This window comes from Psychrilyobacter sp. (assembly GCF_037132775.1).
GTDB lineage: Bacteria > Fusobacteriota > Fusobacteriia > Fusobacteriales > Fusobacteriaceae > Psychrilyobacter.
Map to the genome: position 1 here is coordinate 1 of NZ_JBAHZY010000142.1, position 24377 is coordinate 24377.

Consider the following 24377-nt stretch of genomic DNA (forward strand, 5'->3'; position numbering starts at 1 on the left):
ATATGCTAAAATGTTTATATCCTTTTTTCATAAATTAACTCCTTTAATGTTTGTTGTCGTAACTACATTATATCGGTTTTTATGAAAAAAGGTCTTTTTTTATTTCAAGTGGTCGACTTGAAATGATTATACACCTTTTAAAGTTTTAGTTGGTATTTTTTCTTCTAGCTCTAACATTTTTAAGTAAATATTTAATTTTGTAACTTCTAATGAGTCGTGGCTTATATCTACTCCAAATATATGTAACTTAAATATTTTAATTTTTTCTTCAAAAGTTAATTTCAATTTTTTTTCTTTAGTCATCTCGATATTATGATTATTGTTATTTGAATAATAATAATCAAGGTATTCATCACATATCCATTTATAGACTTCTATTAAAAAAGTACCTGATCCACAGCAAATATCTAAAACTTTCTGCTCTTTATTCAAAATAAAATCATCTCTTAAAGTTAACTCTATTATTTTATTAGCAATATTTGAAGGAGTGTAAACTATGCCGTTAGATTTAACCTCCTCTTTTAAGACTACATTTATTTTTTTGTTTTTTATTTCTAGTTTTTCACAAAGATATTGTTCGTATATTTCTCCTAGAACACTTGCTTCAACTACTGAAAAATCATATGGAGAATTTTCATATGTAAGTTTATTTAAAAGATCCTCAATTATTTTATCATTTATTATAGTTTTTTTATCAGCCTTTAAAATTTCTATAGGACAAATTTTATATACTTTCTCTATAAAAATATTAAAGTCTTTAAAAGTTTTTATAGTGTTGAAACTCTTAAATCCTTGTAATTCTCTATCAAAAGAAACTTTTGAAAAAACAATTTTATCTATTAACCTTTCTGTTAAATAAGATATGGATTCTATATCAAAACTATTATTATCCATAATGTTTTGTGCAATTTCTTTTCTAAACTTTCTTATGTTATTTAAAAAATGATCTGTAAAGAGTTCACTTTTTGTTGTTGGACTATTAAAATTTTCTAATAAATATTCTTGGTTATAATTATTTTCATAAGATAAAATTTTATATAATTCTTTGAACTTTTCTTTTTTTAAAAGGTCTTTATAATTATAAAATTTAAATCTATTAAGACTTGGATTTTCATTTTCAAACATTTGTTGTCTACAATCATAAATTGCGATCTGTTTGAAATTTGTTAATACTGATATATCTAATGAAGCATTCCAGCCATACCTTTTTACTTGATAACAAGACTTTTTATCTTTCTCTAAATTTATTTTGAACTTTTTAGCTTCTATAAAAAACCTAGTTTTACCGTAGACTCTAACTTTATAGTCAGGATTTTTTTTTCATTAGCCTCTTTTTTTAGTTTCAATTGAGGTTCTTCTATAACATCTCTCTTTGAATATTTTTTTTCATCATAAATATTCTCTAAATCCCACCCTAATGATTTAATAAAAGGGTTTATAAAGTCAGTTCTCACTTGAGTTTCATTATATTCATTGATGATTGCTTTTTTTTCTTTTGATTCGTAAATAGAAACAATCTTCTTAAACTGATTAAATGCTTCATCTAAATTTCTACAAATTTTATACATTAGTTCCTCCAAGTAAAGTGATATAAGGTTATTATATTACTTTTCTCTGAGTTTGCCAATTAAAAAGAGCTAAGGCTAACCTTAGCTCTCTACATATTTAAAACTCCTACAAACTTCTAGAACATTTGCAGTCGTGGATTTGTTGGTGGAAGTGACGGGAATCGAACCCGTGTCCAAAAACACCAGTATTATAGGTTTCTACAAGTTTATTTCGTGAATTAGTCTCGTATAAGCTCGTCTCACAAACAGGACCAGTCTATACCAGTCAATTAAAGATGTCCCGCAGGTTTAATGACGAAACCATTGGTAAGCCTGATGTTAATTATGTTCTACCGACCTGCACAGGCCTTAGGAAGGTAGAACACGCTGCACTATTAGGCAGCTATTGCGTAATTTTCGTTTCCATTTAAAAAATGGGTTTGACCTCTCACAGCGATCAACCTGACTTGCTTCCTATAACCTAATGCCCCTGTCGAAACCAGTGCACTCCCTTAATGTTGAACCTTTATATTAAAGCCATATATCTTATCTATATGTATCTTTAAGAGCTCTGTCAATCTGTCTTTTTGCATCTTTCTTTGCTAGAGTATCTCTTTTATCGTAGTTTGTTTTACCCTTACCGAGAGCTATCTCGATCTTGATCCTTCCAGCTTTTTGGTATACTGAGATAGGTACTATAGCGTATCCTTTTTGAGATACTTTTTCATGAAGTTTTGCAATTTCTTTTTTATGAATAAGAAGTTTTCTTACCCTTCTTTCTTCGGGGTTATATACACTCCCAAAGTTCCAGGGAACTACACTCATACCCATGATAAAGATCTCTCCATTTATTATTCTAATAAAAGCTTCTTTGATACTTACTTGACTAGCCTTTATAGATTTTACCTCACTACCAATTAATTCTATTCCAGCCTCAAGTTTATCTTCTATAAAATATTCATGAAACGCTTTTTTATTTTTAGCCAATGCCATAATATCACCTCATTCTACTAGGATAGTATACTATATATACCTATATTTTACAACTGCTTCTATAAATCAATACTAATTTATGGTCAAAAAAAAAGCAACTACATGCTGCTTTTTTAAAAATTAAATCTATAACCAATAGCAAGAGAAATTCTGTCATAGTCAGCTCTTTCTCTGGAATCGTTGTCTTTAGTTGAGATTTTACATTTATTGATTGCATAAATTAACTCTATAGTGTAATTTTTGTATTCCATCCCAGCACCTATCCCCCAGTATAAACCACCTTTTACCTTTATTGGATTTTTTTGTCCTATCATCAATTGGATTTTTTGTTTCTAAATCAGAAGAATTAAAATTGAACGGATATCCTAAATTTGCCTTTAAATATGGTCTTGCTTCTGAATCTAAAAGAAAATTGTATCTACTGGTTAGGTATACAGGAATAGAAGTATATTGTACACCTGAGGTATCTACATTACTTGTATAAGCAAAAGTTTTTCTGCCAGCATGAACTTGGTAAGCCACACCTAAACCTAAATCTATATTTTCATTTAAAATTTTATATCCCTCTATTGCTACCTCTCCACCGATTTTTTTTGTTTTACCGTTTAAGAGTGTTTTTCCACTGTCATCAGAGATTCTATCATATCCAGATATTATATCTATACCAACTTTTGAATTTATATAAAAATTAGATTCAGCAAATGATGCAGTTGATAAGATGATTAATATGAATAATATTTTCATGCCTAAACTTTCCCCATAAATTAAAAATTCAACACAAAAGCAACTCATTTATTACAATTGTACTTACAATATAATACCATTTTCTTTTGTTTTAATCAAACATTTGTGTACCTCATTAGCTCCCTGTCTTGAAATAGATCTATATTTTATTATATCTATTATAAATATTTTTTCAAAAATTCTCCTACTCCCGATTCATTGTTAGAGGTAGTCACATGATCAGCGACCTGTTTTAATTCGTCGAAAGCACCATCCATTGCTACTCCAATACCGGCAGTTTCTAGCATCTCCTTGTCATTCAATCCATCTCCAAAGGCTATAACTTGAGATAGGGGAATATTTTCTTCCTCCATGATATTTTTCATAGCGGTACCCTTGTTGACATTCCCATCTAAAATTTCCAAGAAAAATGGTTTAGAAAAAGTAGTGTGAACACTATCTCCTAATTTGTTTTTTATATTTTTTTCTATCTTTAATAATTTTTCCTGTTCCCCTATATATAGAACCTTTGTAGAAAACATCTCATCTAAGCTGTCAAAATCTTTTTCTACAGGTTTTAATCCTGAAATTTCTCTATATATTTTAGTTTCTTCATTTTTAATATTTTCAGAGTACCAGATCTCATGTTGATATATATTTAAATGAGTCTTGTACTTTCTTGCAATATCTATCAATATTTGGAGTGGTCTTTCTTTTACTGGGTATTCCTTTTCATTTCCATGGGAATAGATTATTTTGGCACCATTATAGCAGATGGCAGGAGTAGTTAAGTTAAGTTCCTCATGGTATGATCTCATAGACTCATAGCTTCTCCCAGTGGCTAAAAATATCTTTATTCCCTTATCCTCTAATTTTTTTAGTATTTTTTTATTTGTGTCGCTAATCCTATGAAGATTATCTAATAATGTCCCATCTAGATCGAGCATAATTGCTTTTATCATCTCTCCTCCTATCTGTTAATAACTGCACCAATAATATGTCTATACCTAGCAAAAAAAAGGAGGGAAATCCTCCTTTTTTTTATTCGTCTAAGTTATATCCCATTTCCTTAAGGAATGGTTTTTTCTTTCTCCATTTATCTTTAACTTTTACCCAAAGGTTTAAGTAGATTTTTTTCTCGAGTAAAGTTTCGATATCTTTTCTGGCCTCGGTACCAACAGCCTTTAAAAGAGCACCTTTTTTACCGATAACTATTCCTTTTTGAGAATCTCTCTCCACATAGATATTGATATCATATTTATCCTTACCATTTTCCCTTCTCTCTACGTTGATGATCTCAACAGCGATAGAATGAGGGATTTCATCTCTAGTTCTAGTTAATATTTTTTCTCTGACAATCTCTATAATCATCTTATATATAGGCATGTCAGTATACATATCCTCTGGATAGTACATGATTCCTTCCTCTAGAAATGGATCGATAGCTTCGAGTAATTTAGGGATACCAATAGCATATTCAGCTGACATAGTCACTATTTTATGGAAATGTCCTAATTTTGCTTTGATCTCTCCTATTTTTTCCTCGATGTCTACATCTGTCAGAAGGTCAATCTTGTTGATAACTGCAATTCTAGGAGTATTAGGAGCTTTCATAATTTTATCAAAAACAAACTGATCCCCTGTACTGATCTCTTGAGTTCCATCTAATACCATCAGAACTGCCTCTACTTCTCTGAGTGCACGGATGGCTGTATTGGTCATATGTTCACCTAAAAGATGTTTAGGTTTATGGATTCCCGGAGTATCAATAAATACATATTGTGTATCCTGGATAGTCAATATCCCTTTGATTGAATCTCTAGTTGTCCCAGCTTTATTAGAAACTATGGCTACCTTTTCATTTACTATCTTATTCATCAATGTAGATTTTCCTACATTTGGTCTTCCTACTACTGCTATAAATCCTGCTTTCATTAAATCTCCTTTTTTCTATTTAATTTTAATTTTTTCCTTCGAAGCCATTACGTTAGAGGAAAGGGTCCTACTCATCTCCGATTCCTATCTCCATATATTTTTTCTTGATCTGTCCTGTATTTCTACTGCTGTAAAGACTCGTATGTTGAATGGTTGAATATCCCATCCGATCCTTTACCACATGGGCTCCCTGCGTATCTAAGATGGTTTTTAATACGGAATTTCTGATCATATGGGTATATATTTCTCTGTTTAAACTAGCTCTTAGGCCATATTTTATCAATCGAGCTCTATAATTTTGCCTGGAAATACTAGAAAATATCTTGGTATTTCTGTTTCTCAACTCATCTCTTTTTTCATCTATAAATATCTGTAATCTTTCACTTAAAGAATCATCTAAAGGAATCTTGTTTATCTTGGTTCCCTTAATTTGAGTGATAGTTTTATAATCCTCTGAGATCAAATCTTCACACCTGAGATCTAAAACCTCTGAGATTAAAATACCAGTATCATAGAGAATATCCAAGATGATCTTATCCCTGTATTCTTTGGGAGAGTCGTCCATAACCTCCCTTAACCTATTGATCTCTTCCAAACTTAATATCTCTAAAGTTCTTTTTTTAGGAGGAAGATTTTTTATCTTCTCCATAGGCAGACTATCAATTATACCATTTTTGTAAAAATATTTTAAATAACCTCGAATAGATATTATTTTTCTGTTGATACTGTTGTTGGAATAGACTTTTTTTAGGTCTCTTATGAAGTTTAAGATATCTTCTTCTTCTATTTCATTGAGAGGTTTATATGTGACAAAGATAAAAAAATCATCGATATCTTTTTTGTAGGCTTCGCAGCTATTATAACTAAAACTGCTGTTCTTCATGTGTTTTTCAAATTCTTTGAATCCCGGTACCTTGCTGAGCATTTTCTCACCCCCTCAGCAGATCTTTAGCATGATTTCTCACACTTTCACTGACTTGATCTCCTGCTAACATTCGTGCTATCTCATCTATCCTCTCTTCTGGATTCAATTTTTTTACTGTGGCGATAGTTCTTCCCTGAAAATTTTTTTTCTCAATATAAAATTGCTGGCTGGCCTTGGCTGCTATTGTAGGGGAATGGGTTATACATATGATCTGAGCATTCTCTCCAATATCATATAGTTTATCGGCTATCTTTCTCACCGTTTCTCCCCCTACTCCAGTATCGATCTCGTCAAAGACCAGTATAGGAATATTATCTACAGCTGAAAATATTACTTTTAGAGCCAGCATGATCCTGCTCATCTCTCCACCGGAAGCTACTTTGGCAAGAGGTTTCATCTCCTGTCCTAAATTAGGAGCTATCATGAACTCCACTATATCCATTCCTGATCTTGAGATTTTTTTATTGACTTTAAAATCGACTTTAAACCTGGCATCCTTCATATTTAAATAGTTAAGTTCAGAAGTTAGGTTTTCTTCTATGAGTTTAGCTTTTGTTTTACGGACAGCAGATAATTTAGTCGCTACTTCCTTGTATTTTTTTAGGAGATCTTCCACTTTTTTATTTAATTTTTTTTCCTCAAAATCACTTTCATCCAAAAGATCTAATTCCTTTTTAATCTTATCCCGGTAGCTTAAAATTTCTGAGATATCTTTCCCATATTTTTTCTTGAGTTTATTTATCTGGTCTAATCTGTCTACTATAGCATTTAATTGATATTCATTTACATCCATACTATCTTGAATGTTTTCTATGTTATATGTGAGATCCTCAACGTCATAGTAGATTTTTTCTACTTTTTCAAAGATAGCTTCATAATCTTTTCCATATTGGGAGAGGGATTCCATATTTTTTTTCACACTGTGGAGTAAAGATGTTACATTTACCTCCCCGTCGCTCATACTATAGTAAGAATTTTTTAGTTTTTCAGTAATTTTACCAGCATTAAAAAGGATCTTATATTCATCCTCTAATCCTTCATCCTCATTTTTAGCTAAGTTAACTTCTTCAATTTCGGCTAACTGGTATTCATAGAGGTCCTTTTTTTCTTTGATACTATTTCTTGCTTCCGAAAGCTGTATGAGGAGTCTGTGGATATCCTCATAGCTAGAGACAATAACTCCTAGTTGATTTTGAATAAGGTGTTCATCTTTATTTAAAAATTTATCAATTAATTTTATATGATTTCCCTTGTGAAGAAGCATCTGATGGGAGTGCTGTCCTACGATATCTACCAAGCTCCCCATGATCTCCTTGAGATTACTTAGAGGTACTCTTCTGCCATTTAAAAAGGCTTTTCCACGACCATTAGATTCCATCCTTCTCTGGACGATTATCTCATTATTTTCTACATCTATTCCCATCTCACGAAGTTCTTTGACCTGATTTTCATTGGCATCGAATACACCTTCAGCTAGAAGATAGTCAGCTCCATCTCGGAGCATCTCCATATTAGTTTTTTCACCAATAAGGAGGTTGATACCTGTAAGGATAATAGATTTTCCTGCACCGGTTTCACCTGTAAGAGTTATTAATTTATCTTGAAATTCTAATTCTAATTTATCTATGATCGCTAAATTTTCAATTCGAAGTTCCCTTAACATATCTTATCTCCCCACTTTAATTTTTCCCTTAAAACAGAATAATAATTTCTTGATTTTGGCAGCACTAACGTTAGTTTTTTATCTGAAAATTTTATTTTAATGGGATCATCTTTAGTGACCTCGATGATATCATCTCCATCGACAGCTACATAAGCTGAACCTTTTTTTTCTTCTAATCTTAATGTGATCTCCTCTTTACCATCTACTATTATAGGTCTGGTGCTGAGATTATGTGGAGCGATGGGAGTAATTAAAAGGACATGTAAATTCGGTCTGATGATAGGTCCTCCTGCGGAAAGAGAGTAGCCTGTCGATCCCGTGGGAGTAGCAACAATTAATCCATCTGCCCTGTAGGTATTGATATAATGTTCCCCTGAAGCTCTAATCCTGATTAACTTTTGAAGGATTCCTCCCTTGGCAAGAACTACCTCATTGAGTCCAGTATATATTTTCCCTTTAACTTCCACCTCTAACATACTCCTTTCCTCTAATTTATAGTTCCCCATCAAGACATCTTCATAAACTTGAAGAGCTTCAATTCTCCTTATATCCGTAAGGAATCCAAGGCTTCCCATATTTACAGCGATGACAAATTTATTGTGAAAAGCTATATCTTTGCTGGCCTGTAGGAGAGTTCCATCACCACCGATCACCACAACAAAGGCTGACCCTTCTATCCCTGTTTGGACCTCTATACCACAATTTTCAAAGAATTCTTTGGACACTTCATAAAATTTTATTGCATCTTTTTTAGAGGTATTATATATGATACATACCTTTTTTTTCATTTTGTTCCCCCTATATGACTTTTGGTTAAATGTATATTTTAATTTTTTTAGAAGTTGTTTGGATTAGATGATTTCAGGTTAAATCTTGTCTCATAGTAAAGATATGATCTTCCGTCTAAGTTAAGTCCTAAAATTCCAATTTCACTGCCCTTTCTCACTGTTTGTCCTAACTTTACATAATTAGAGATCAGATTACCATAGATAGTGATCAAGTTATATCCGTGATCTATCATGACAACTTTTCCCATATTCATAAATTTACCTGCATAGATAACCTTTCCTTTATTTGCTGCAATGACTCGGTCTCCTAAATTCCCTTGGATCTCTTGTCCAGAACTACGGATTCCTCCTATCTTAGATTGATTAAATCCAACTACAATCCGTCCAGAGATAGGTTTTTTAAAACTTCCCAAATTTTTAGCAATAGTTGAGTAATTTACATTTCCTAGCTGTTTGGTTCTGGTTTTGATTATATTGTTGATCTCTTTTTCAATGGCAGCTTTTTGTTTTTGAAGATTGGTTATTGTATTTTTAGCTTGTTTTGTTTTGGCTGTTGTTATTTTTTTATCTTTATTGTATTGAACGATTAGATTGTTGTGTTGTCTCACCTTGCTCTCTTGCTGACGTTCTTTATAAGCCAGTTGAGATTGGAGTTTTTTTAGATTTTTCTGCTCTTTCTCGATATCTTCTTTGACCTTTTTTATGTTATTTTGAACATTCTTTATCTCCTCCTGCCTCTCTTGATTGGCTTTCAGGATCTCTTTGAAGTTATAGGTGACGATTTCAGCACTTATCTCTTTTTTCTGCCATGATCGAAGCATAGCCACATAATCATTTTCTATACTAATCAGTTCTTTAGAGCTGAATTTTAGATTTCTTTTACCATAATCAATCTTCCTGCTAACCACATCAATTTTTTCCTTTAGGAGTTTTTTTTCACTTTCAATAATTTTTAATTCTTTTTCTACACGGATTATCTGTTCTTTCAGTGTTTCGGTTTTTTTATCTATAATCTTGATTTTTTGAGTGTTTTTTATAATCTCTTCACCCTTTTTTTTGATCTCATTTTCAATCTGATTGATCTGGTTTTTTTTTTCATCCAGACTATTAGAAAATGTATTTGTGGTAATAATTATTGTGAGCAGTAAAAATATTAGTTTTTTCATAGACCTACCTCTTAACCTTGATCAAGTTAAAAGATAGAAATGGAAAAATTAGACTGACTAGGATGATGATGATTCCTACAACGATTCCAGCCTGGATAGTAGAAACTAGGTAATTTAATCCCACAATCTCGTTACGAATAAATTCATAGAGATTTAAAAAAATTAAACTGCCTATAATCGCTGCTGATATAAATTTTATATTATTTATAAAATAATAGGGCCTTAAGATCTCTTTTTTTTCCATACCTAAATATAATTTAGCTTCTATATCGTGATTTTGACTGACGACACTGCTATGCATTATATTAAATATCATTATTTTTATAGGCAGAAAAGTGATAAGAAGTAATCCGATTATAAGCTTATGATTTCTTTTTATTTTTTCATCCAGTAGAGTGACCCTTTTTTTATTGATTACAACCTCTTTTACACCGTCGATCTCATCGATGATCACTTTTGCTTTATTTAGATTTTTTTCTCCTGCAGTTTTTACGACAAAGGAGTTTAAGAGGGGGTTGCCTATCCCACGATTACTGAGACCCAATTGAATAGCCAATTTTTTAAAGGCTAATTCTTTATTTATATAGCTAATTTTTTCAACACCATCAAGGCTCAAAATATTTTTTTCGATTTTTTCAATACTGTTTTGAGAAACGTTATTATTTAGATATATGCTGAGAGTATAACTTTTATTTAAAGTTTTATTACTCTGATAGATATTATAGATGGAGATAACGCTTATATTAAAAAATAAAAATGCAAAGATCAAAGTGGTGAAGCTGAGGGTATAGTAGGTTAGATTTTTTTGAATTAATTCATTTATCTCGATATTCATTTGACGCATTTTTTTAAACATTAGATATTGCTCCCTTCTCTAGAATATATTTATCACAATCTATCATATTTTCGATTTTTTTATTGTTGGTAAAGATTACTATGGTTTTACCTTTCTTATTAAGATCTTGGAAGTATTTCATCAAACTCTCAATTTTTTCAAAGTTTAGATGAATTTGAGGGTTATCTAAGATGATGAGTTCAGGATCTAACACCAGAGATCTGGCAAGATTAAGCCTTTGTTTTTCCTCTAAATTAAGAGTAATTAAAGAGTTGTTTTTTTTCTCCAAAAGACCGAAATTTTTTAACTGTTTCTCAACTATTTCAATGAGTTTCTTAGGAGATAAATTTGTATGGATCTCTAAAGGAAGGATGATATTTGCCAGAACATCCTTAGTTTGTATGAGTTTAAAATCTTCAAAACAAATACCTATTCTTTTGTGGATTATTTTTGAACGACAATTGAATTTAGCAAGGTTTTTACCTCCTATTATTATCCTACCGGATTTAGGAGTATCTAGTTGACATATTAAATCAATCATCTTGTTTTTTTCTGTTTTAGATCTATAATTTAAAAGGACAAACTTTCCGCTTGAAATATTTAAATTTAAATTGTTGAGACAGGGTTTCTTTTCGTGAGTAGTTATATTTTTAAATTTTAGCATATTAAATTCTCCTATGAAACAAGAGTTGATTACTGAAAAAATACAGATAGGAAATAACTACCCGTTTATCCTTAAATTATATCAATATTAGAAGGTTAAGGTCAATTTTCTTTTTTCCTTGATTTAAATCTTACAATACTTTAAAATTAAAAGGGGAACCGATAAGTTCAACGGAAAATTAGATTTTAAAGATCTGTGTCTGAAAAAGGTTTTAAATTTAACTATTAATTGGACCAAGAATTATAAGGAGAAAATATGAAAAAATTAATTATAGCAGAAAAACCTAGCTTAGGAAGGAACATCGCCGGTGCATTGGGACTCAAAAAAAAAGGGAATGGATATATAGAAGGGGAAAAATATATAGTTTCTTGGGCATTCGGGCATCTGTTTGAGCTATCAAATGTAGATGATTATTTCGGCCAGAAGATGAAGTGGAAGGATGTAGAACTACCCTTTACTCCTAGAAAATTTAAATTTAAATTAAAGGAAAGTAGGGGAGTAGCCGAACAATTTAAAATCCTCAAAGATCTTATGGAGAGGGAAGATGTAGAGGGCATTATTAATTGCGGAGATGCAGACAGAGAGGGACAAATAATAATAGATCGGATTATAAAAGAATCTAAGGTCAAAAAAGAGGTATACAGGTTGTGGCTGCCAGAACAAACCAAGGAGACTATCATAGAGGAAGTTAAAAATATAAAACCTGACAGTGAATATATAAGGTTAGCTTTTGAGGGGTATTCTAGAACTGTGATGGATTGGCTTTTCGGTATAAATTTAACCAGATATATCACCCTAAAAAGTGGTCAATTGATGCCGGTAGGAAGGGTACTTATACCTGTATTAAAATTTATCTATGACAGAGACATGGATATAGATAAATTCGTCAAAGAAAAATATATTCAACTGGAGAGTCAGTGTGAAAAGGATAAAATAAAATTTAAACTGACCCTGCCTACTAAGTTTTCCTTAGTAGGTAAAAATAGCTCAGAGGAAAAAGCCGATAAAAAATGTGAGGAATTAAATAAAGAAAAAGGTAAAGTTTTGTTTAAGGAGAATAAGGAGATAAAAAAACAACCTCCTAAACTATTCTCACTGTCTACATTACAATCTCAATTATCTAGAAAAAATAAGATAGATTTCAAGAGTTCTTTGGAAATAATTCAAAAATTATATGAAAATGGATATGTCACATATCCCAGGACAAATACAGAGTATTTGGCAGTAAATGAAAAAGCAAAAGTAAAACAACTTCTAAAAGCCATGTCAAAAAATCATGATTTAAAATTTAAAGACAGTAAAAAAATATTTGATGATGATAAGGTGGAAAGTCATAGTGCAATAATCCCGACATTGAAGTTTCCTAAAAATAATTTAGGAGATAGGGAATTAATAATATATAAAACGATACTTCATAGATTTTTATCTAACTTTGTAGCAGGGGAAACCATAACCGCAAAGGTAATTGTAACTATCGGCGTAGGAAAAGACAGGTTTAAACTGACTGGTGAAAGTGTGGTTCAAGAGGGATTTTACAGGTATGAGCCCGCTACCTTTGATAATAAGTTACCAAATTTTGTAGAAGGGGATAGATTTGAGGTAGATTTTAAAAAGATATTAAAGGAGACTAAACCTCCTAAAAAAGTATCGGAACGAGAGTTGGCAGCCCACCTAAAAAATCCGTTTAAAAAATCTACTGATACTGAAGAAGATGAGTATAAAGCCATGTTAAAAGGGATCGAGATAGGGACAGAGGCTACTCGAACCGGGATTATAGAAAATGCTAAAAAATATGAGTATATATCCCAAAAAAAATCTAATTTTTCGGTAGAACCATTGGGAGTGAAAGTAATAGAAACTCTGAATAAATTAAATGTAGATCTGTATAAGACTAAAACAGTGGAATTTTCAAAACTTCTAAAGCAAGTCTATAAGGGAAACAGCACTATCCAGGAAACTATTGATCTGGTCACAGAGGAATTACAAAAAATTATAGGTCAAAATATAGAGATCCCGCGAGTATACAATGATTTGGATCTGGAGGTAGTTGGAGTTTGCCCCAGGTGCAGCAAAGATATATATGAAAATAGCAAGGGATTTTCATGTGTAGGTTATAGAGATATACCACCGTGTAACTTTACCATCTGGAAAGAGAGTAGGTATAAATCTATCGAGGTGAAAATATCCAAAACCAGAGCTAAAAAATTAATAAAAGGAGAAACTATCCTCGTAAAGAAGATAAAGGGTAAAAATGAAAAGATATATTCAGCTGAATTTAAATTAGAGGATACAGGTAAATACGTAAATTTAAAATTAGAAAAATATTTTCCTAGTGAATGAAAAAATGTAAAGTTTTATTATTACTATAGGGAGAAATAGACAAAAAAAATGAGACAAAGGGGATAAAAAGTGCTCATAAGTAAATTTTACTTTGAAATAGTTGTTAAATGATTTGTATTTCCAGGGAATTGATTACTCAATTTAGTAATCAAAAAAAAGGCTTGCCCAAAAGTGGCAAGCCTAGATAAGTGTATAAAATGAAAGAACCAGCAAACCTTTTGAGAAAAGTTTACTGGTTCAGCATTAGTTCCACCATAATGTCGCTAACACACTTCAAAAGAATTATAACCTATTTTTGAAAGGATGTAAAGTTTTATTATTGTCATAGAGGGGGATAGAGATGTTAAAGGGAAAAAAGTTGAAAAAAGGAGATACCATAGGAATAGTAGCTCCTGCTAATTCTGGTTCTAAAGATAAGGTGCTGAGTTCAAAAAAAAAATTAGAAAATTTGGGATATAGGGTGAAATTTGGAAAACATATCTTTGATACTTGGCATTCATTTGCAGGAACAGATAAAAACAGAGTATCGGATATAAATAATTTTTTTAAAGATCCAGAGATAGATGCAATCATGTGTCTTCGTGGTGGATATGGAAGCCTTAGAATCGTGGAGGACTTAGATATCGAGATGATAAAGAAAAATCCAAAGATATTTATAGGGTACAGTGATATTACAACACTTCATAGTGCATTGAATCAAAAGGCTGGTTTAGTTACCTTCCACGGTCCCATGGCAACTTCTAATTTTTTTGATATAGAAAAAATTACCGTAGATTCATTTAGAGAAAGTGTGGAAAATACCCAGCCTAGGGAGATAATAAATACCGTGAAACTCCGATCTATAACAGGAGGAAAGGCTTGTGGGATCGTTGTAGGAGGTAATTTAACCACCATTATGGGGGATATGGGGACTCCTAATGAACTTGATTTTGAAGGGAAAATATTGTTTATAGAGGAGATCAGAGAACCCACATATAAGATCGATCGTGCTCTTACTCAACTTTTAAATTCAGGAAAACTAGATCAACTAAACGGAATTATTCTGGGAGATTTTAATAACTGTCTTCCTGCATCGGAATACGACATGCCCCTTATGGATCTAGTAGAGGACAGGTTAAAGGGCTTAGGTATTCCTATAATTTATAATTTTAAATCTGGCCACTGTAAACCCATGGTAACTCTCCCTCTAGGGATAGAGATAGAGATAGATTGTGATAGATTAACTATTAGGAGTTTAGAGGGAGCGGTCAGATGAAAAATATATTGAAAAAGTTAATTATACTCATAATTTTGGTGTCTATAATTTCGTGTAGGAGTGCAGATACCCCAATTGTTCCAATAAAATCTAAGACAGAGATAGCAGTAGATAATTTTATTCACCTACCTCAAATAGAAAATGCCAGCCTAGGGATAAAAGTTGTGAACTTAGAAACCAGTAAAACTTTATTTAAATTAAATTCCGATAGATCTTTGGTACCGGCTTCTAATATGAAATTACTCACAACAGGAATAGCCTTGGAAGTTTTGGGAAAAGATTATAGATTTAAAACTATCCTAGCCTATGACGGGAAGATAGGGTTAGATGGGACTTTAGACGGAAATATCTATATTGTTGGTGGTGGTGACCCTACTCTAGGGTCTAAATATCTGATTACAGAAGACCCTCAAAGGATAACAGTAGAGAAAAAAAAGAAACAGCTGGAATTTTTAAATATATGGATAGAAAAAATTAAAACCATGGGAATAAAAAAAATTAGTGGGGAAATAGTAGCCGACCCATCTTATTATCCTGAAACAACCCTGTCTCAAACATGGGAATGGGGGGATCTGAGGTATACCTTTGCATCCAAACCTAGTGGACTTACTTTTTTGGATAACAGTATCAGATTGACACTCCAGAGGGAAGATAAAAATATTAGGGCAAGTATATCCCCACCATATACAAATACTGTGATAACCAATAGAGTTATAGGAGATGATAAAAAACCATCTAAAATAACCTTGGTAGTACCTCCTTACAGCAATGAAATAATTGTACTGGGAACTATGAATAAACCAATAATTTCATATAATACAGTGATGCAAGATCCAGCTTTTGCCTTGGCTAGAATATTTTCTGATACTTTGAAAAAAGAAGGTATAAAAAATAATGGAAGCAGGGTAAGGAATGAAAATGATAAGGCTGTGAATAAAAATAACCTTATCTATACCCAGTGTTCTTCTAAGTTGGAAAAGATCATAGCTTATACAAATAAATATAGTGTAAATCTATTTGCAGAACATCTCAAGATAGAGGTAGAGAAAAAGTTAAAGGAGAAAAATAAAGACATAGAGAAAAATAGTGTTGAGACAATGAAGGGATATTGGAGTAATCGTATACCTGCAAGGGGACTATATATATATGATGGAAGTGGCTTATCCCGTTACGATGGAGTGACTCCTGATACCCTTGTAGAGGTTTTGAAATATATGTGGAACTCAGAAAATTTTTCTAGTTTTTATGATTCACTGGCTGAACCTGGAAAGGGTGGAACGTTTAAAAAGTTTCAAAAGAAGACAGCCTTAGTAGATAATCTACATGGGAAAAGTGGGACTCTTACAGGAGTAAAATCTTATGGTGGGTACCTGCATAATATTGATGGTGACCTGCTGGCTTTTTCTATAATAATAAATCATCACGGGATGAGCGAAGCCAAAATATCTAAAAAAATGGAGGAACTGATGGAGAGTATTTATTATTTGAAGTAAAATAAAAATTTAAATTTTTTGGAGGTTATTTTTTATGGACAGCAATAAATTTTTGGAATTAGCTAAAGAGATATCTCCTTGGTTATCTAAAGTCAGAAGAGACTTTCATATGTATCCGGAGTTGGGGATGGAGGAATTTCGTACCCAGAGAAAAATTTGTGAGTATTTGGATGAATTTGGGGTATTATATAAAAAGATGGCAAAAACAGGAGTAGTGGGAGAGATAAAGGGAAAAGATGCAGTTAAAACTATAGCTCTTAGAGCTGATATGGATGCCCTTCCTATTTTGGAAAAAAATGATGTTTCTTACAGGTCTAAAAATCACGGAGTTATGCATGCCTGTGGTCATGACGCACATACTACTATTCTTTTGGGAGTAGCTAAAATACTCAGTGAAAAAAAAGATGAATTAGGTGTAAATGTCAGGTTTATATTTCAGCCTGCAGAAGAAACTGTAGGAGGAGCTGAGCCTATGATTGAAGAAGGTGTTTTAGAAGGGGTGGATGCTATATTTGGATTGCATGTGAGTTCCCTAATAGACAAAGGGAGTGTGGAATATAGGTATAAACAGATGAATGCTTCTTCAGATAGGATAGAGATAGAGGTTCAGGGAAGGTCTGCCCATGGGGCATATCCCGGAGATGGAGTAGACGCAATTATGATAACAGCTCAATTGATAACAGCTATGCAGTCAATAGTAAGCCGGATAGATGCTAGAGACAGTGTAGTGTTGACCATTGGGATGATAGAGGGAGGAACAGCACCCAATATCATAGCAGATTCTGTTAAACTAGTAGGGACTTTAAGAACTTTGGATCCTAAAATCAGAGAGTCTGTCAAAGAAAAATTAAAAATTTTAGTGGATACCTTGCCTGTTTCCATGGGTGGAAAGGGTGTATTAAAGGTTGGGAAAGGGTACTCCCCCCTTATCAATGACGATAAGATGGTAGATTTAGTCAGAAGATCTGCCACGGATATTTTAGGCATAGAGAATGTACTAGAAAAAGAAAAGGCTAATATGGGTGTAGAAGATTTTGGATATTATTTAGAAAAAATACCAGGAGTATTTTTTAATCTGGGAGTAAAAAATGAAAAAAAAGGGATAACGGCATTAGCTCACAATGACTGTTTTGATATAGATGAAGATGCCTTGCATTTAGGCGTTGCTATTCAGATTTTGAATGTTCTGTCGGTATAATTTTTATACAAAAACTAAAAAAGGTATCAAAAGTAATATTACTTTCGATACCTTTTTTAAAATGCCGGAGGATTAGAAACCCATAAAACTTTAGCTATGCTTTTTCCTGCATTGGAAATATAGTGATTTTTTCTAGATTTATAGTAAAACGATTCTCCCTTTTGGGACTTGTATGTTTTTTCTCCTAAATGAATTAAGACGGTACCGCTGAGAACATACCCAAATTCTTCTCCCTCGTGGGGGAGCTCTTCCTTACATCTTCCTCCCTCCTCTATGGTTATGAGGATAGGTTCCATTTGATTTTTCTGCGCGTTAGGAACGATCCATTCAATCTTATATTTTAACTCTTCATCGATATTTTCGAAGACATCTTCTTTTTTAAAGACAATTTTTTCATCCTCGTCTTCATTGAAAAAATCTCGAAGGTTGGTACCTAATCCTTCTAATATATCTATTAGGGTAGTGATAGATGGAGATGTAAGATCTCTTTCTAACTGGGATATAAAACCTTTGGATAGTTCACATCTCATAGCTAATTCATCCTGAGTGAGAAATTTTTCCTGTCTGAGTCTTTTAATTTTTTTGCCTATATCCATTGTTTACTCCCTCTTATTTATTCAAAAGTAACCTTGTTAAATTACAAGGTTACTTAACATTATAGCTTGATATATATAAAAAATCAATTGACAAAGGGTATTTTTTTTTATAAAATGAAACGCTAGAGGTTTAGTAATACTGTTTTTATAAACGTATTATATAAAACACAAAATAATACTAATTCAGTATATTAAATAAGTATATTTTAGCTGGAATAGAGACCTTTAAAATTTATATAGCAAGGAGAGTTTTTATGAAACAAGGAAATATAAAAATAGATTCTATATCTAAGTCTTTTGATGGAGTGGAAGTATTAAAAAATATTAGTTTTGAAATTAAAGGCGGAGAATTTTTTTCTATCCTAGGAGGATCTGGATGCGGAAAAACTACCCTTCTTAGGATGATAGCAGGATTTATAGAAGCTGACGGTGGAACAATCTATTTGGGGAAGCAAGATATCACCCATCTAAGTCCGAATAAAAGAGATGTTAATACAATATTTCAAACATATGCATTGTTTCCCCATCTAACAATCTATGAAAATATAGCGTTTCCACTCCGATTAAAAAAAATAAAAGAGATAGAGATAGACAGAGAGGTAAAAAAATATTTAGAGATGGTAAAATTATCTGAACATGCAAATAAATATTCATCTCAACTTTCAGGAGGGCAAAAACAAAGGGTTGCCATAGCTCGTGCACTGATAAATAAACCAAAGGTTCTACTCTTGGATGAGCCGTTGTCTGCATTGGATGCCAAACTCAGGCAGCATATGCTGATAGAGCTAGATAATATTCATGAAAAAGTAGGCATTACCTTTGTATTTGTTACTCATGATCAGCAGGAAGCACTCAGTGTATCTGACAGGATAGCAGTGATGAAAGATGGTGAGGTACTCCAAATTGGTACTCCTAGTGAGATCTATGAGAGTCCGGCCAATGCATATGTAGCTGACTTCATAGGTGAAACCAACTTTATAGAAGGGGAGGTTGTAGAGGTAGAACAGGAGTTTGGATACCTAAACTCTCCTAACTATGGAAGGATAAAATTTGAACTGGACAAGGAGGTTGTGGTAGGAAATTTTGTGAAATTGACTATCAGACCAGAAAAGGTAAAGATATCTAAATCAAAACCTAGATATTTAGATGACAATGATAATGTTTTAAAAGGGAAGATTGAAGAGGTAATCTACTCAGGATTTCAGAGTAAGTTCTTTGTAACTGTAGAAGATAAGTTGTTCAGTGCATTTAAACAGCATGTAGATTTCTTTGAGGAAGATGCAGAAGCTATCCATTGGAAAGACGAAGTTTATGTCATTTGGGATTCAGCTGATAGTTTCCTTTTAGAGGTGATATAGATGAAAAACGAAAGATGTGGTTTAGTCTATTCAGCTCCTATCACCCTTTGGCTAACCCTTTTATTTGTGGCTCCTACACTAATAGTTATAATTTATAGTTTCTTAAAAAAAGGAATCTATGGAGGGGTAGAGTGGATATTTTCCGTAGACGGATATAACTTTTTTAGCAGTCCATATTTTTTAAAAGTGGTATGGAATACAGTGGAAATATCTATAATAGCCACTGTAATTACAGTTTTAATAGCTATTCCGGTGGCTCTTTATATAGCCACATCCAAGTATAAAAACTTTTTATTGTTTTTAATAATAGTTCCATTTTGGACAAATTTTTTGATTAGGATCTATTCTTGGATAGCTCTCCTTGGAAATAACGGTCTGTTAAATAATCTTTTGATAAAATTTGGCTTAGAACCTCATCAATTTATCTATAATAAGTTTGCAGTAATATTGGTAAGTGTCTATGCGTATCTACCATATGCTATCTTACCCCTATATTCTGCCATAGAAAAATTTGATTTTGCACTGATTGATGCAGCAAGAGATTTAGGAGCCAGTAAGATGGAGGCTTATACTAAAACTTTTTTACCCAATATAAAACCAGGGGTTATAACTGCCACATTGTTTACATTTATACCGGCACTAGGATCCTACGCTATTCCAAAATTAGTTGGAGGGAAAAATTCTCAAATGTTGGGAAATATCATAGCCAGAGAACTTACAATTACTAGAAATTGGCCAAAGGCTACAGCTATTGCAACAATTTTAACAATAATAACAGTTATTTTTATCATTGTTCTATCAAAATATGATAAGGATCATAAGGGAGGAAAGGTATAGAGATGAATAAAAAAACTTTTTCACTGAATATGTTTACACTAACTCTCGTATTCCTATACCTTCCCTTGGTAGTTCTTATCGTCCAATCTTTTAATTCAGGGATGGGAGTAGCCTGGGATGGGTTTTCTCTCAAATGGTATGATGAATTATTCAATCACTCTGCAAGGTTGTGGAAATCCTTTAGGTATAGTATTTTAATTGCACTAACTTCAGCGGTTATATCTACAACGATAGGTACTTTAGGAGCAATATCGCTTCAGTGGTATAGTTTTAAGCATAAAAAATATCTTCAGATAATATCTTATCTGCCTTTAGTTCTTCCAGATATAATAATGGGTGTATCGTTATTAATTTTATTTACCAGTATAAAGTTTAAATTGGGACTAGTCAGTATATTTTTGGCTCATACAACATTTAATATCCCCTTTGTACTGTTTATTGTGTTGTCGAGGTTACATAATTTTGATTATTCTATAGTGGAGGCGGCATATGATCTTGGGGCAACTGAAAAAGAAGCCCTTACCAAGGTAATACTACCGAATCTTATGCCAGGGATAGTGTCCGGGCTTTTAATGTCTATAACGTTGTCATTGGATGATTTTGTAATAACGTTTTTTGTAGCAGGACCGGGTTCTTCTACCCTGCCACTTCATATCTATTCAATGATTAAGTTTGGAGTTTCACCGATTATAAATGCACTTTCAGTGATATTAATTGCAGGAACAATAGCACTGGCAATGTCGACAAAAAAGATACAAAAATATATGATAAGTTAAAAAAGGAGGGGAAAGATGAAAAAAAGTATTATATTTATATTGATGTTATTAGTCTTAATAGGTTGCGGAAAAGAGGAACAAAAAAAAGAGTTGTACTTATTCAACTGGTCAGACTATATTCCAAATGAGGTGATTACCGACTTTGAAAACGAAACAGGAATAGAAGTTATAACCGATTATTATTCTTCCAACGAGGAGATGTACGCAAAGATCAAGGCTGGAGGAGATGGCTATGATATAACTGTTCCATCCACTGACTATGCTGAAATTATGATGAAACAGGGGATGCTGGAAAAAATAGATAAGTCTAAAATTTTAAATCTAAAAGAATTAAACGAAAATATTGCATCTAAGATTAGTTTTGATAAAAACCATGATTATATCATTCCGTATTCTGTAGGAGCAACTGGAATAGCTGTGAATACGAAATATGTAAAAGATTTTGATAGGTCATTTGATATATATAACAGGGAAGATCTAAAGGGAAAGATGACCCTTTTAGATGATATGAGAGAGGTCATGTCCAGTGCATTAATCATTGCAGGGCATTCACCAGAATCTTCTGATCCACAAGACTTGGCAGATGCTCAGAAGATTATCCTAGGATGGAAAACAAATATCTTGAAATTTGACAGTGAGAGTTTTGGAAAAGGATTCACAAACGGAGAATATTTAGTGGTACATGGTTATTATGAGAATATAATTTCCCATATGACCGATGAGCAAGCTGAAAATATGGTGTTTTTTATACCAGAAAAGGGAGCTCAGATGTATATAGATAGTATGGTTATATTAAAGGGAGCTAAAAATATTGAAAATGCTCACAAATTTATAGATTATATATATAGACCGGAAGTATATGTAAAAATAGTAGACTATTTAGAAACTCCTTCTATAAATATAGGAGCGAATGAACTCAGAAAAACTATACCAGTTTATGAAATAGAGGACCTGAAGGATGCTTACCTTATGAAAGATTTAGGAGAAGCATTAGCTCCTCAAGGTGAAGTTTGGAATGAAATTTTAACTCAATAATTAAAATAAAAAAGATCGTAGAAAATTAAAATTATCTACGATCTTTTTTGGTTTCTATAAGAAAAAATTGACAAATTTTTATTTTTTATATATTATTAAATGAAAAAAGTTTAGTAATACTGTTTTTTAAAACGCATTATATAAAACATAATAACTTAAAAAATAAGGTTTCTAAATTCTAATTTATAAGAAAAAATGAATAACAAAATATTGCTCTTTCAAATTTTTGAAGGAACAATATTTTTTTTAGAAATAAGGTTTAGTATTGGTAAACTTTGAATATAGGGGGGCTCATGCAAAAAAAGACACCACTCTTCGATGCATTAAAAAACTATCATAAAACAGAGATAGTATCTTTTGATGTTCCGGGACACAAAAAAAGGTTTCAAAATGAATTTTCGGATTATATAGGTCATAAAATAATAGAATTAGATACCAATTCCATGAAGGAGCTGGATATATTAAATAACCCAACTGGGGTAATAAGGGAAGCCCATCAATTGATGGGCTGACGCTTACTTTGCAGATGAAGCTTTTTTTCTTGTTAATGGAACAAGCTCTGGGATACAGACTATGGTTATGAGTGCCTGTAATCCAGGGGACAAAATAATACTACCTAGAAATGTTCATAAAAGCGCTATCAATGCACTTATTCTAAGTGGAGCGACTCCAGTTTATATTGATCCTGAAGTAAATGAAACTTTGGGAATAAGTCTAGGAATAAGTGTGGAAAAAATAAAAGAAACCATGACCAAAGATCCGGATATAAAAGCAGTATTTATAGTCAATCCGACATATTATGGTGCTGTATCTGATCTGGAAGAAATTATAAAAATTTGTCATGAAAAAAATGTGCTTGTCTTGGTAGATGAAGCCCACGGAGCTCATTTTCCATTCCATAAAAAATTCCCTAAAAATGCCATGGCTTTGGGAGCAGATATGTCTGCTGTAAGTATCCATAAAACAGGAGGTTCTCTTACCCAGAGTTCGGGACTCTTTTAAATTATGGACGTATAAAACAAGAGAGAGTAAAAAATATGTTGAATTTAACCCAAACTACAAGTGCTTCCTATCTTTTGATGACAAGCTTAGATGTGGCCAGAAAAACTTTGGTTGCACAGGGGGAGGAGATTTTTAATGATCTTTTAGAGATGCTCTCTAAATTTAGAGAGGAATTGAAATCTATCCCGGGAATAAGATGTTTTAAAGCAATATTATCTGATAAGCTCTATGATTTTGACGATACCAAGATAGGAATAAATCTTCATGGTTTAGGACTCACAGGATTTGAAGGATATGATATCTTGAGGGAGAAATATAATATCCAAATGGAGTTAGCGATACCTACAATATATTGGGAATAGCTAGTATAGGAGATATTTGGGATGACTATCAAAAACTCATAGATGCTCTGAAAGAGATGGCAAAAAATTACAAAGGAAATAATCAGCAGATAAACTTTAATGAACTTGAAAGTCTGGAATTAGTGGTATCTCCCAGAGATACTTTTTATTCGGAGACTGTGAGCATACCACTATCGGAATCTGTAGGAAGGATAAGTGGAGAATCTATTATGGTATATCCTCCGGGAATCCCACTTCTGATCCAAGGGGAGAGGATTACAAAAGATTTGATAGACCATATATATTTTTTAAAGGAACAAAAGGCTGTTATAACTGGAATGAACGATAAAACATTAAATAATATAAGTATTTTAAAAGGAGAATATAGATGAAATTAGAACATTAGGTAGACACATTTTGATAGAATTTTATAACTGTAGCGAAGAGGTTTTAGCTAGCCCAGAACTTATTGAAAAACATATGAATAAAGCTGCAAAGTTAGCCAATGCTACGATAGTTAATTCAGTATTCCACCATTTTAATCCCTATGGAGTATCTGATGCTGTAATTATATCGGAATCTCACTTGGCTATCCATACTTGGCCAGAATATGGATATGCAGCAGTAGATGTATTTACATGTGGAGACACGATAAATCCATGGACAGCCTTCGATTTTTTAGAGGATGTATTTAAGGCAGACAGAAGTGAATCTATAGAAATTCCTAGAGGAATGGTGGAAAAGATCAGAAAATTCCATCCTGAACAACTAGGAAAGATAACATTTAAGCCAGAAGAGAACCAAGAATCAGTTAGTTATTAAGTGAAATTAGGAGGGAATTACGTTAGATTTATGGTATACAGAAAACTGGACTGAGAATACAAGATTTTCTATTAAGGTAAAAAAA

25 protein-coding genes, 1 other RNA gene and 1 pseudogene are annotated in these 24377 nt (G+C 32.4%); 13 read left to right on the top strand and 14 right to left on the bottom strand.

The window, feature by feature from the left end; all coding sequences use genetic code 11:
- Positions 1 to 126 precede the first annotated feature (126 nt).
- From V5784_RS10860 to V5784_RS10920, 13 genes are all read right to left on the bottom strand, one after another.
- A complete protein-coding gene (locus V5784_RS10860; RefSeq protein WP_336889041.1) occupies positions 127 to 1125 on the bottom strand; it encodes an N-6 DNA methylase in 999 nt (332 codons plus the stop codon).
- Positions 1126 to 1265: 140 nt separating this feature from the next.
- On the bottom strand, positions 1266 to 1568 hold the full coding sequence (locus tag V5784_RS10865) for a hypothetical protein (RefSeq protein ID WP_336889042.1): 303 nt from the start codon (positions 1566 to 1568) through the stop codon (positions 1266 to 1268).
- A 143-nt stretch (positions 1569 to 1711) separates the two neighbouring features.
- Positions 1712 to 2059: a transfer-messenger RNA gene (gene ssrA / locus V5784_RS10870) on the bottom strand.
- 34 nt (positions 2060 to 2093) lie between these two features.
- Positions 2094 to 2540, bottom strand: a complete 447-nt coding sequence (smpB, locus tag V5784_RS10875) for an SsrA-binding protein SmpB (protein ID WP_336889043.1) — start codon at positions 2538 to 2540, stop codon at positions 2094 to 2096.
- A 204-nt stretch (positions 2541 to 2744) separates the two neighbouring features.
- The gene (locus tag V5784_RS10880; protein WP_336889044.1) at positions 2745 to 3284 is read right to left on the bottom strand and encodes an outer membrane beta-barrel protein; all 540 of its coding nucleotides are present in this window, start codon (positions 3282 to 3284) and stop codon (positions 2745 to 2747) included.
- 158 nt (positions 3285 to 3442) lie between these two features.
- Positions 3443 to 4225: a Cof-type HAD-IIB family hydrolase gene (locus tag V5784_RS10885; RefSeq protein ID WP_336889045.1), complete on the bottom strand. Its 783-nt coding sequence runs from the start codon at positions 4223 to 4225 to the stop codon at positions 3443 to 3445.
- Between the two features lie 79 nt (positions 4226 to 4304).
- Positions 4305 to 5198: a GTPase Era gene (era, locus tag V5784_RS10890; RefSeq protein WP_336889046.1), complete on the bottom strand. Its 894-nt coding sequence runs from the start codon at positions 5196 to 5198 to the stop codon at positions 4305 to 4307.
- A gap of 67 nt (positions 5199 to 5265) precedes the next feature.
- Positions 5266 to 6123 carry a tyrosine-type recombinase/integrase gene (locus V5784_RS10895; RefSeq protein ID WP_336889047.1) on the bottom strand — a complete coding sequence of 286 codons (858 nt, stop codon included), beginning with the start codon at positions 6121 to 6123 and terminating at the stop codon, positions 5266 to 5268.
- 4 nt (positions 6124 to 6127) lie between these two features.
- Positions 6128 to 7786 (bottom strand): DNA repair protein RecN, encoded by a 1659-nt coding sequence (gene recN, locus V5784_RS10900; RefSeq protein WP_336889048.1) that lies wholly within the window; start codon positions 7784 to 7786, stop codon positions 6128 to 6130.
- Entirely contained in the window at positions 7780 to 8574 is a 795-nt protein-coding gene (locus V5784_RS10905; RefSeq protein ID WP_336889049.1) for an NAD(+)/NADH kinase, read from the bottom strand. Before V5784_RS10905 ends, recN begins: the two co-directional genes overlap by 7 nt.
- A 47-nt stretch (positions 8575 to 8621) precedes the next feature.
- The gene (locus V5784_RS10910) at positions 8622 to 9740 is read right to left on the bottom strand and encodes a peptidoglycan DD-metalloendopeptidase family protein (protein ID WP_336889050.1); all 1119 of its coding nucleotides are present in this window, start codon (positions 9738 to 9740) and stop codon (positions 8622 to 8624) included.
- Between the two features lie 4 nt (positions 9741 to 9744).
- Entirely contained in the window at positions 9745 to 10596 is an 852-nt protein-coding gene (locus V5784_RS10915; RefSeq protein WP_336889051.1) for a permease-like cell division protein FtsX, read from the bottom strand.
- Entirely contained in the window at positions 10589 to 11239 is a 651-nt protein-coding gene (locus tag V5784_RS10920) for an ATP-binding cassette domain-containing protein (protein WP_336889052.1), read from the bottom strand. The genes V5784_RS10915 and V5784_RS10920 overlap by 8 nt, the downstream gene beginning before the upstream one ends.
- 255 nt (positions 11240 to 11494) lie before the next feature.
- Here V5784_RS10920 and V5784_RS10925 point away from each other — a divergent pair, with 255 nt between their 5' ends.
- The 4 genes from V5784_RS10925 (at position 11495) to V5784_RS10940 (ending at position 17525) form a co-directional block, all read left to right on the top strand.
- Entirely contained in the window at positions 11495 to 13579 is a 2085-nt protein-coding gene (locus V5784_RS10925; protein WP_336889053.1) for a DNA topoisomerase, read from the top strand.
- Positions 13580 to 13919: 340 nt separating this feature from the next.
- Positions 13920 to 14834 carry an LD-carboxypeptidase gene (locus V5784_RS10930; RefSeq protein WP_336889054.1) on the top strand — a complete coding sequence of 305 codons (915 nt, stop codon included), beginning with the start codon at positions 13920 to 13922 and terminating at the stop codon, positions 14832 to 14834.
- Positions 14831 to 16327: a D-alanyl-D-alanine carboxypeptidase/D-alanyl-D-alanine-endopeptidase gene (gene dacB / locus V5784_RS10935; RefSeq protein ID WP_336889055.1), complete on the top strand. Its 1497-nt coding sequence runs from the start codon at positions 14831 to 14833 to the stop codon at positions 16325 to 16327. The genes V5784_RS10930 and dacB overlap by 4 nt, the downstream gene beginning before the upstream one ends.
- 34 nt (positions 16328 to 16361) lie before the next feature.
- Positions 16362 to 17525, top strand: coding sequence for an amidohydrolase (locus V5784_RS10940; RefSeq protein ID WP_336889056.1), 1164 nt, complete (start codon positions 16362 to 16364; stop codon positions 17523 to 17525).
- Between the two features lie 56 nt (positions 17526 to 17581).
- On the opposite strand, the gene V5784_RS10945 is transcribed toward V5784_RS10940, so the two are convergent.
- Positions 17582 to 18121, bottom strand: a complete 540-nt coding sequence (locus V5784_RS10945; protein WP_336889057.1) for an XRE family transcriptional regulator — start codon at positions 18119 to 18121, stop codon at positions 17582 to 17584.
- Between the two features lie 254 nt (positions 18122 to 18375).
- Between V5784_RS10945 and V5784_RS10950 the strand changes: the two genes are divergently transcribed.
- The 9 genes and pseudogenes from V5784_RS10950 to speD all read left to right on the top strand — a co-directional run bounded on the left by V5784_RS10950 (position 18376) and on the right by speD (position 24292).
- Complete coding sequence (locus V5784_RS10950; RefSeq protein ID WP_336889058.1) at positions 18376 to 19479, top strand: ABC transporter ATP-binding protein; 1104 nt, start codon at positions 18376 to 18378, stop codon at positions 19477 to 19479.
- Complete coding sequence (locus tag V5784_RS10955; RefSeq protein ID WP_336889059.1) at positions 19480 to 20316, top strand: ABC transporter permease; 837 nt, start codon at positions 19480 to 19482, stop codon at positions 20314 to 20316.
- 2 nt (positions 20317 to 20318) lie between these two features.
- On the top strand, positions 20319 to 21092 hold the full coding sequence (locus V5784_RS10960; RefSeq protein WP_336889060.1) for an ABC transporter permease: 774 nt from the start codon (positions 20319 to 20321) through the stop codon (positions 21090 to 21092).
- 15 nt (positions 21093 to 21107) lie between these two features.
- On the top strand, positions 21108 to 22127 hold the full coding sequence (locus V5784_RS10965) for an extracellular solute-binding protein (RefSeq protein ID WP_336889061.1): 1020 nt from the start codon (positions 21108 to 21110) through the stop codon (positions 22125 to 22127).
- A 293-nt stretch (positions 22128 to 22420) separates the two neighbouring features.
- A complete protein-coding gene (locus V5784_RS10970) occupies positions 22421 to 22639 on the top strand; it encodes a hypothetical protein (RefSeq protein WP_336889062.1) in 219 nt (72 codons plus the stop codon).
- A gap of 22 nt (positions 22640 to 22661) precedes the next feature.
- Positions 22662 to 23129: pseudogene (locus tag V5784_RS10975) on the top strand (aminotransferase class I/II-fold pyridoxal phosphate-dependent enzyme); the annotation flags it as partial.
- A gap of 11 nt (positions 23130 to 23140) precedes the next feature.
- Entirely contained in the window at positions 23141 to 23491 is a 351-nt protein-coding gene (locus V5784_RS10980) for a hypothetical protein (protein WP_336889095.1), read from the top strand.
- A complete protein-coding gene (locus V5784_RS10985) occupies positions 23482 to 23862 on the top strand; it encodes a hypothetical protein (protein ID WP_336889063.1) in 381 nt (126 codons plus the stop codon). Before V5784_RS10980 ends, V5784_RS10985 begins: the two co-directional genes overlap by 10 nt.
- A gap of 1 nt (position 23863) precedes the next feature.
- Entirely contained in the window at positions 23864 to 24292 is a 429-nt protein-coding gene (speD, locus tag V5784_RS10990; RefSeq protein WP_336889096.1) for an adenosylmethionine decarboxylase, read from the top strand.
- Positions 24293 to 24377: the final 85 nt, after the last annotated feature.